The following is a 9,338-nucleotide window of genomic DNA, read 5'->3' on the forward strand; positions in this document are numbered from 1 at the left end:
TGGGACTGTAACGCGAGTCTTGTTAGTTTTTCTAGAGGAGTTGCCAAGATGACCGCGGAATCCGACCCACCGCACCTGCATGTCCTCGTCGTCGGTGCCGGCTTCGGCGGGCTTGCCGCGGCCCACGCACTCAAGCAGCAGGGCGAGGACTTCGCGGTGCTCGAGCGCGCGCGGGAAGTCGGCGGGGTGTGGCGGGACAACACCTATCCCGGCTGCGCCTGCGACATCCCGTCGAATCTCTACTCGCTCTCCTTCGCGCCCAACCCGCAATGGAGCCAGGCCTTTTCCAAGCAGCCCGAGATCCGCGCCTACCTGAACCGGGTGGCACGCGAGTACGGACTGCTGCCTCACATCCGCTTCGGCTGCGCCCTACACGAGGCGTCCTGGGACGACACCGCCCAGCGCTGGCGGGTCGAGACCAGCGACGGGCCGCTCACCGCGGACGTGCTGATCGACGCCGGCGGTCCCATCGCCGAGCCGTCGATCCCCGACCTGCCGGGTCTCGACCGCTTCACCGGTGCGGTCTTCCATTCGGCGCGCTGGGATCACGGCCTCGATCTGACCGGCCGCAACGTGGTGGTCGTCGGCACCGGAGCCTCCGCGATCCAGTTCGTGCCCGCGATCCAGCCCCGGGTCGGGCGGATGACGGTGGTGCAGCGCACGCCGCCGTGGATCACCCCGCGGATGGACCGTACGACGACCCGCTTCGAACGCAGGCTCTACGCCGCCGCGCCATGGCTTCAGCAAGTGGTGCGCCGGCGGCAGTATCTGATGCGCGAGATGATCACGTGGAAGATCATGATCTCGCCGCGCGTCCGCCGGATCGCGACCAAGGCCGCCCTGCACCACCTGCGCAGGCAGGTGCCCGACCCGGCACTGCGCGCACAGCTCACCCCGGACTTCGAGCTCGGCTGCAAGCGAATCCTGATATCCAACGACTGGTACCCGGCGCTTACGCAACCGAACGTCGAGGTGGTCAGCAGCGGTGTCCGCGAGGTGCGGGAGACCTCCGTGGTCACCGCCGACGGCCGCGAACACCCGGCCGACGTGATCATCTTCGGCACCGGGTTCCACGTCAACGACGCGCCGATGGCGGGGCGCCTGCGTGGACGCGACGGGCGCACGCTGGCCGAGTACTGGAACGGGCGCCCGCGCGCCTACCTCGGCGTCACGACGTCGAACTTCCCCAACCTCTTCCGCCTCGGCTGCGCGGGCAGCGCGACCGGCCACAACTCCCACGTGTTCCAAGAGGAATGCCAGGTGGCGTACGCGATGGACGCACTTCGCCTGATGCGCTCACGCGCCATCGCCGCCGTCGAGGTCCGGGCCGAGGCGCAGGAGGCCTATGTCGAGACGTACACGGCGCGCCTCGGGCGCACGGTCTGGGCGGTCGGCGGCTGCAACAGCTGGTATCAGGGGGCTGACGGAATCCCCTGGTCCAACTGGCCCGCCTCGACCCGCGAGTACCGCCGCGCCACCCGCCGCTTCGACCCCGCACCCTACGAGCTGCGCACGGCCCCAGCCATCGTGCCCGCCGCGAACTGAACACGCGCATCGCTTCCTACCGCACACGAGAGGGAGATACCTTCATGACCAACCTCGCACACAACCTGGCTGCCACGGCTCTGCGCGACGGCGACGCCCCGGCGATCCGCATGGGTGATGCGGTGCAGACATTCGCAGAGCTCGATGAGGCCAGTAGCCGGGTGGCGGCACTGCTGGTCAACCGCGGCGTGCAGCCCGGCGACCGGGTCGGGTGCATGCTGCCCAACGTGCCGCAGTTCGCCGCCGTCTACTACGGCATCCTGCGTGCGGGCGCCGTGGTGGTGCCGATGAACGTACTGCTCAAGACGCGCGAGGTGGCGTACTACCTGCGCGACTCCCAAGCTCGGTTGGTACTGGCCTGGCACGGCTTCGCCGAGGACGCCGCGGCGGGAGCCGCGGCTGCCGGCTGTGCATGCCTACTGGTGGTGCCGGGCGAATTCGAGTCCCTGCTCGCTTATGAAGCCCCGCTGCCTGAAACCGTCGAGCGGGAGGGGTCGGACACCGCCGTCATCCTCTACACCTCGGGCACCACCGGCGAGCCGAAGGGCGCCGAACTCACGCACGCCAACCTCATCCGCAACACGACCGTCTCGGTCGACCTGTTCTCGATCGGGCACGGTGACGTCGTCCTCGGTGCACTGCCGCTGTTCCACGTCTTCGGTCAGACCTGCGGATTGAACGCGTCGGTCGCCTCAGGCGCCTGCCTCGCACTGGTGCCGCGCTTCGACCCGCGCACGGTGCTCGAGGCCATCGAGAGGCACCGCGTCGGCGTCTTCCAAGGCGTGCCGACCATGTACGTCGCGCTGCTCGGTCATCCGGAACGGGCCACGTTCGACACCGACTGCCTGCGGCTGTGCGTCTCAGGCGGTGCGGCCCTTCCGGTCGAGGTGCTGCACGCGTTCGAGGAGGCGTTCGCCTGCGTCATCGTGGAGGGCTACGGGCTGTCCGAAACCTCCCCGGTGGCCTCGTTCAACCACCCCGGCCGGGTGCGCAAGCCCGGATCGATCGGTACACCGGTCGAGGGCGTGGAAATGACGCTGCTCGACGTTTCGGACGGCGTCGGCGAGATCGCCATCCGCGGCCACAACGTCATGAAGGGCTACTGGTCCCGCCCGCAGGCCACCGCCGAGGCGATCGACGCCGAGGGCTGGTTCCGCTCCGGCGACCTGGCCCGCGTCGACGGGGACGGCTACTACTTCATCGTCGACCGCAAGAAGGAGATGATCATCCGCGGCGGCTTCAACGTCTACCCGCGCGAGATCGAGGAGGTGCTCTATACGCACCCTGCGGTGCTCGAGGCGGCCGTCGTCGGCACTGCGCATCGCGAGCTCGGCGAGGAAATCTGCGCCGCGGTCGTGCTCAAGCAGGGTGCCACGGCCACACCCGAGGAATTGCGCGAGCACGTCAAGGCGCAGGCCGCGGCCTACAAGTACCCGCGGCACGTGTGGATCGTCGAGGAGTTGCCGAAGACCGCCACCGGCAAGATCCTGCGGCGCAGCGTCGAGGTGCCGGAGAGCGTCACCGCCGCATCGACCTCGCGATACGCAGGCGGCACGCATGGATGAGGCATCCGCTGTGGCCGTGTCGTCGAGTTGGGCGCAGGCGCCGTCGGCTGAAGGGGAAGGGGCACCGGGACAATCCGCGGTGACAAGCCGTTATGCCTGGGTCGTGTTCGCGATGGCGTTCACCCTCATGATGTCCGACTACCTCTCGCGGCAGCTCGTCGTCTCGATGTTCCCGTACTTCAAGAAGGAATGGGGGCTCTCCGACGCGCAGCTCGGCGGCCTGATCTCCATCGTGTCGGTGACCGTCGCGCTGGGTACCTTCCCGGCCGGCCTGCTGGTCGACCGCTGGAGCCGGGTGAAGAGCATCGCGCTGATGGGAAGCGTGTGGAGTCTCGCGACGATCTCGGCGGCGTTCACCGGCAATTACGGGCAAATGTTCGCGGCGCGCGCAGTAGTCGGGCTCGGTGAGGCCGGATACGCGCCCGCCGCCGGAGCGCTGCTGAGCCGGATGTTCCCGCAACGGCTGCGGGCCACGGTTCTCGGCGCGTACCTCTCGGCCGGATCGCTCGGCGCGGTGCTCGGCGTCGTGCTCGGCGGAGTCATATCCGATCGCTGGGGCTGGCGTGCGGCATTCCTCATCATCGGCATTCCCGGCCTGCTGCTCGCCGTGCTGTTCCTGAAGGTGCGCGATTATGCGACCGTACGGCTGCCCGCCGACCACGCCGAGGCGCCGAGACCCGGCCTGCGCACGTTGTTGGGCGAACTCCTGCGTCCGCGCTCCGCTGTCGCGGCGTACCTCGGCGGGGCGAGCCAGATCGTGGTCATGTCGGCGCTCTATGCGTGGCTGCCCAGCTACTTCAATCGCTACCTGGGACTGACCACCAGCGCGGCTGCGGCCAGAACAGCGCTGGTCATCCTCGCCGGTCTACTCGGCCAAGTCGTGTTCTCGTTCGCAGCCGACCGTGCGGCCCGCCGCGAGCCCCGCCTGCGGCTGCTGTTGCCCGCCACGCTCTCGCTCTTCAGCCTGGTCGTGCTGCCGGCCGCGTTCGTGGCGATGCCGCCGGGCAACGCGCAGTTGCTCGTCATCCTGCTCGCGGCGTTCACCATCACCGCGCCGTTCGGCGTGGTCGGCTCGGTATGCATCGACGTCGTGCACCCGGCGCTGAGGGCCACCGCGATATCGATGGCCTCGTTGGCACAGAACCTGTTCGGCTTCGCCCTCGGTCCGCTCGTGGTCGGCGCGATCTCCGATACCTACGGCCTGCGCGCCGCGCTCGGCGTGATTCCGGTGTTCTGCGCCTTCGCCGCCTTCTCCTTCTGGATCGCCTCCCGCCACTACGGCAACGATCTGCGTCGGGTCGGGGCCGATGCCGCACCCGGCGGAATCTGATTCCGCGTCACCGTTGCCCCTGCGCCGCGCCGCGCTCGACATCGGCGTCTGTCTGGGCTTCGAGCATTCCGTGTGTGTCGAGCCGGTAGAGCAGCACGAGCGCCGGTCCGACCAGCACGAGGGCGATCGCCGTGACGAGCATCAGCCACTGCAGTGGCTTCGTCGCGCCTGCGGCCTGTTGCACGGTGAGTGAGGTCGGTACCAGGTAGGGGCGCTGCGCGATGCCCCACGCGGCGATCACCAGGGCCACAGAGGCGACCGAGGTGTAGCGCGCCCATCCCGGAGCGTGCGTGCCGATCAGCAGCGCCGTCGCGGCAGCGGCGGCGATGGAGAGCAGTACCAGGAGCAGTCCGAATCCGTGGGTGAGCCCGTGATAGACGTACGTGGTGTGCTTTCGAGTCACGGAAAGGCCGATCAGAGCCAGGACGCCGACGGCGACCAGGCTGCACCAGGCCCGTAGCCGGAAGTAGATCACCAGGTCGCGTTCGCCGAATCGGCGGGCATCGGCGGTCAGGAACACCGCGCCCAGGAAGGCCGTGGCCGCGATCGCGAGGAGTCCCGCGACGACCGACGTCGCGTTGGCCCAGACCTCGGCCGAGGCCGTGACACCGGGTGCGGCGCGCCCGGATGCCACGCCTCCGGCCGCCGCTCCCAGGAAGAACGGGGTCAGCAGCGAGCAGACGGCGAAAGCAGCGCCGTAGATCCGGCGTCGGGCCAGCCGTCTCGTGGGCTTGCGCAACGCGAAGCCCGCGCCGCGCAGGACCAGGCCGACGGCCGCGAGGGCCAGCGGCAGCCACATCGCGCTGAAGACGGCCTCGAACAAGACGGGGAACCCGGTCCACATGAGGATGAGGACGAAGACCAGCCACACGTTGTTGGTCTCCCACACCGGTGCCATCGCGTGGTCGATCAACCGGCGGGGGCGTTCTCCGCGTTCGGCGCCGCCGGCGAACAGGTCCCAGAAGCCGGCTCCGTAGTCGACGCCTCCTCCGCACGCGTATGCGGCGACGGCCAGCAGCAAGATCCACGCCACGGCATCGGCGGTCATCGCATGCTCCCCGGGGCGGAGGCGTCCGGGCCCTGCGGGGACGGCGCGTCGGCCGCGCGAGCGGCGGGAAGCTCCGGCCGTGGCCCATAAGGCGTATCGGTCTCCGGACCGTCCGCGGCCGGCCGTACCAGCCCCAAGTCGGCGCGCTGCCAGCGTCTGCTCATTCTCAGGACCACGCCCATGAACGCGCCGAACACCAGGACGTAGACGACCACGACGATCCCGAACATCGTCCAGAGCGCGGCGGCGGACGTCGGTGTCACCGCGTCCGACACCCGCATGTTCCGGTACACGATCCAGGGCTGCCGGCCCACCTCGGTGGTGATCCAGCCGCATTCCACCGTCACCACGCTGGCCGCGCCGGCGAGGGCGGCACACCGGAAGAACCATCGCGACCTGGGCAGATCCCGGCGGCGAAGCCAACACCAGCCGTACCACAGGGCGAGCAGGATCAGTGCGCTGCCGATCATCGCCATGATGTCGAACGTCCAGTGCGCCAGCGTCGCCTCCGCCGTCGTGGGCCGGTCTGCGGCCGGAACCGAGGTCAGGCCGGTGACCTGGGTGTCGCGGCTGAAGCCGGCGAGGATCGAGTTCAAATCCGAGATCTTCAGGCCGCCTTTGACGGTCCCGTCGGGCTGGAGCCGGCCGAAGAGGTATTCGGGTACGTGCGTGCCGGTGTCCCAGACGATCTCGGCGGCGGCGAATTTCACCGGCTGCTTGTGGAAGATCTGCCGGGCGATGTCGTCGCCGAGGAAGAACTGGAGCGGAGTGAGGACGGCGGCGATGGTGAACGGCACGCAGAATCCGAGTTTGTGATATCGGTCGCGGCGCCCGCGTAGCCAGCCCACTGCGTAGATCCCGGCGACGACGTAACCCGCCGTCAGGTACATGGCGACCACGAAGTGCCAGTATTGCGGGCCGAACATCGGGGTGAACACGGCCTGCTGCACGCTCACGTTCACCGGTCTGCCGGCGGCGTCCAGGGTGAAGCCCTGCGGGGTGTTCATCCAGGCGTTGGCGCCGATGATGCCGAACGCACCCATCAGCGCCGCCAGTGGCAGTGGCACGCCGAGCCAGAAGTGCGTCCACGGCTTGAGCCGGCGCCACCCGTAGAGGTAGACGGCGATGAACACCGCCTCCAGGAAGAACGCCCACGCTTCGATCCCGAAGCCGAGGCCGAAGACGTCGCCCCAGCGGCCCATCATCCTCGGCCACAGCAGGCCGACTCGAAGGACAGGACGGTGCCGGTCACGATGCCCACCGCGAACTGAACCGCCATCACGGCGGACCAGCGGCGGGCGAGCAGCAGGGCCACGGGGTCGTTCTTGCGCAGCGCCCGGTAGTGCACCACGAGCGTGATGAACGGCAGCGCCACGCCGAGGGGCACGATAAGGATGTGGGTGCCAAGTGTGAAGGCCATCAGCTGGCGTGCGGGCAGCAGCTGCGAGGGATCGCCCGATGCCAGAGCCGCCGCCGAACTCATGCCGACCTCGGTGACGGAGCAGCGGCCTCCGGCACGTCGACGGCGTGCGCCTCGCCCGACGCGAAGGCCCGCTCGCGTCGCGAACCGGAAGCGAAGACCACCGCCCAGCTCATCATCGCGCCGGCCCTGCTCCGGAAGCCGGTGAGGAAGACGATGTGGATGAACAGCCAGATCAGCCAGCCCACTACGCCGGACACGTGCAGCCGGCCCCGCTTCACGACCGCCCGGCCGCGGGAGATGTACGCCGCGCTGCCCAGGTCCAGATACCGGAACGGCCGGGTCGAGGGCTTGCGGCCCTCGACGCGGTGCCGGATGTGACGTCCCGCGTAGGCACCGCTCTGCATCGCGACCTCTGCCAGGCCCGGCAGCCCGTTCAGGTTCATGAGGTCGCCGACGACACGGATCTCGGGGTGACCGGCAATGGTCAGATCCGGCTCGACCAGGATGCGTCCGGCACGGTCCTGCTTCGCGCCGGTCGCGCGGGCGAGCGCGCCGGCCAAGGGCGGAGCCTCGACTCCGGCGGTCCACAGCACCGTGCGGGCGTCGTACCGTTGCGACTCGCCGCCCTGCCGACGCACCGTCAAACCGCGCTCATCCACCTCGGTGGCGATCGCACCCAGATGCACCTCGACGCCGAGACTCTCCAGCGTGCGCTGCGCACGACGCGAGAGCACCGGACCGAAGGAGGCCAGCACCGCGTCCACGCCGTCGAAAAGCAGCACCCTCGCCTGGCCGGGATCGATGGAGGAGAACTCGCGGTCGAGGGTGTGACGCGCGATCTCCCTGATCTGCCCGGCCAGCTCGACTCCCGTCGGCCCCGCCCCCACCAGCGCGAAGGAGAGCCAGGCCGCGCGCTCCTTCGGATCCTCGACCGCCTCCGCCATCTCGAACGCGCGAAAGAGCCTGCGCCGCACGGCATGAGCGTCGTCGAGCGTCTTCATCCCCGGAGCGTGCTCGGCGAACTCGTCGTGCCCGAAGTACGACTGCCGGACACCGACGCCCACGATCAGATCGTCGTACGGAAGTGCCAGGCCACTGCCATCTGAGAGCACGACGTGCACGAGCCGCTCGGTCGCGTCCACGTCGGTGGCCGTAGCGAGCAGGCAGCGCACGTTCTCGCGCCGGCGCAGAATCGCGCGCAGCGGCTGGGCGATCTGACCGCTCGACAAGATCCCCGAGGCGCACTGGTAGAGCAGCGGCTGGAAAGTGTGGTGCGCGCAGCGGTCTACCAGCGTCACCGCGACCGGCGCCCGGCGCAGAGCCCGCACCGCGAACAGACCGGCGAACCCACCGCCGATGATGACCACCCGGCGCGGGATCACATGATCCTCCACCGGCCTCAGCCTCCCTCGGCGAAGCCGGGGAAGAAGGTCATCCCGTCGTCGATGTAGATCGTCGTGCCGACGACGTAGTCCATCAGGTCGGAGGCGAGCACGACCACCGCGTCGGCAATATCCTGCGGATCGCCGACCCGGCGGTAGGGGATCAGTGTGAGGAGATCCCGCTCGGCCTCAGGTGTCTGCCAGGCGTCGCGGTTGATGGGAGTGCGGATCGCGCCCGGTGCGACGGCGTTGACCCGGATCCCGTGCGGGGCGAGGTTCATGTCGACGACCTTGTGCCACTGCTCGACGGTCATGTCGGTGAAGGCGGCGTCGCTCTGCAGGCCCGCGTTGGCCACCAGGATGTCGATCCTGCCGAACTCCTCGATCATCCGTGCGAACATGGCCAGAACCTGCGCTTCGTCGGACACGTCCGCCTCGTGCGCCACCGCCCGCACGCCGTAGCCCTCGATCCGTCTGACCGCGTCGTCGGCCGCCTCACGACCGACGACGTGATTGACGACCACTTCAGCCCCTGCCCGGCCCAACGCGATCGCGGTAGCCAGGCCGATGCCGGAGTTCGCCCCGGTCACCGACGCCGCCTGACCACGTAGCAGAGGCGCCGCCGCGGGGTGCTCCGTCGTCCACCGCTGAGTTCATTGCCCTCTCCCATCGCCGCTCGGCCCAGACCATCGGCAAGCCCGACACGCTGGCCCCGTCACAAGTGCACCTCAGGAAAGCTGGGCGCCCGTATCCGGCCACATAGAGGCGATCCAACTCGGCTGCACCTGGACGGACGCGGACTGCCACGGCGATACAACCACCTGTCTCGGCCGACGGCCCGGAAGCCGCGCTACGCGGGGCGACCGGCGCACCGCGCATCCCCCAATTGGCGCAACCTGATCAGATCGCGGGGTCTTTAGAGGGCGTTCGATAGGTGTTTTTCACCCTAGTATGTCCCTCTCCAGGTTGGTGTGCTCTCGTCCGTTATGCGCTTGCTGACGTTGTCGATCATCGCGAGGTGGATCATGGCCTCCGAGCTCGTGGG

At 69.0% G+C, this 9,338-nt stretch carries 6 protein-coding genes and 2 pseudogenes; 3 read left to right on the forward strand and 5 right to left on the reverse strand.

The window, feature by feature from the left end; translation table 11 throughout:
* The first annotated feature begins 48 nt into the window (after nt 1-48).
* From KDL01_RS17880 to KDL01_RS17890, 3 genes are all read left to right on the forward strand, one after another.
* The gene (locus tag KDL01_RS17880) at nt 49-1,545 is read left to right on the forward strand and encodes a flavin-containing monooxygenase (RefSeq protein WP_034262091.1); all 1,497 of its coding nucleotides are present in this window, start codon (nt 49-51) and stop codon (nt 1,543-1,545) included.
* Nucleotides 1,546-1,589: 44 nt separating this feature from the next.
* Entirely contained in the window at nt 1,590-3,110 is a 1,521-nt protein-coding gene (locus KDL01_RS17885) for a long-chain-fatty-acid--CoA ligase (protein ID WP_034262087.1), read from the forward strand.
* Between the two features lie 79 nt (nt 3,111-3,189).
* Nucleotides 3,190-4,440 (forward strand): MFS transporter, encoded by a 1,251-nt coding sequence (locus KDL01_RS17890; protein WP_212529649.1) that lies wholly within the window; start codon nt 3,190-3,192, stop codon nt 4,438-4,440.
* Between the two features lie 7 nt (nt 4,441-4,447).
* On the opposite strand, the gene KDL01_RS17895 is transcribed toward KDL01_RS17890, so the two are convergent.
* The 5 genes and pseudogenes from KDL01_RS17895 to KDL01_RS17920 form a co-directional block, all read right to left on the reverse strand.
* Entirely contained in the window at nt 4,448-5,488 is a 1,041-nt protein-coding gene (locus KDL01_RS17895; protein WP_212529650.1) for a cytochrome d ubiquinol oxidase subunit II, read from the reverse strand.
* Nucleotides 5,485-6,971: pseudogene (locus KDL01_RS17900) on the reverse strand (cytochrome ubiquinol oxidase subunit I). The gene KDL01_RS17895 and the pseudogene KDL01_RS17900 overlap by 4 nt, the downstream one beginning before the upstream one ends.
* Complete coding sequence (locus KDL01_RS17910; protein ID WP_212529653.1) at nt 6,968-8,305, reverse strand: NAD(P)/FAD-dependent oxidoreductase; 1,338 nt, start codon at nt 8,303-8,305, stop codon at nt 6,968-6,970. Before KDL01_RS17910 ends, KDL01_RS17900 begins: the two are co-directional and overlap by 4 nt.
* Before the next feature lie 5 nt (nt 8,306-8,310).
* Nucleotides 8,311-8,907 (reverse strand): SDR family oxidoreductase, encoded by a 597-nt coding sequence (locus tag KDL01_RS17915; RefSeq protein WP_281415477.1) that lies wholly within the window; start codon nt 8,905-8,907, stop codon nt 8,311-8,313.
* 332 nt (nt 8,908-9,239) lie between these two features.
* Nucleotides 9,240-9,338, reverse strand: a pseudogene (locus KDL01_RS17920) (IS5/IS1182 family transposase); the annotation flags it as partial.

The sequence above is a fragment of the Actinospica durhamensis genome, assembly GCF_018139695.1.
Classification (GTDB): domain Bacteria; phylum Actinomycetota; class Actinomycetes; order Streptomycetales; family Catenulisporaceae; genus Actinospica; species Actinospica durhamensis.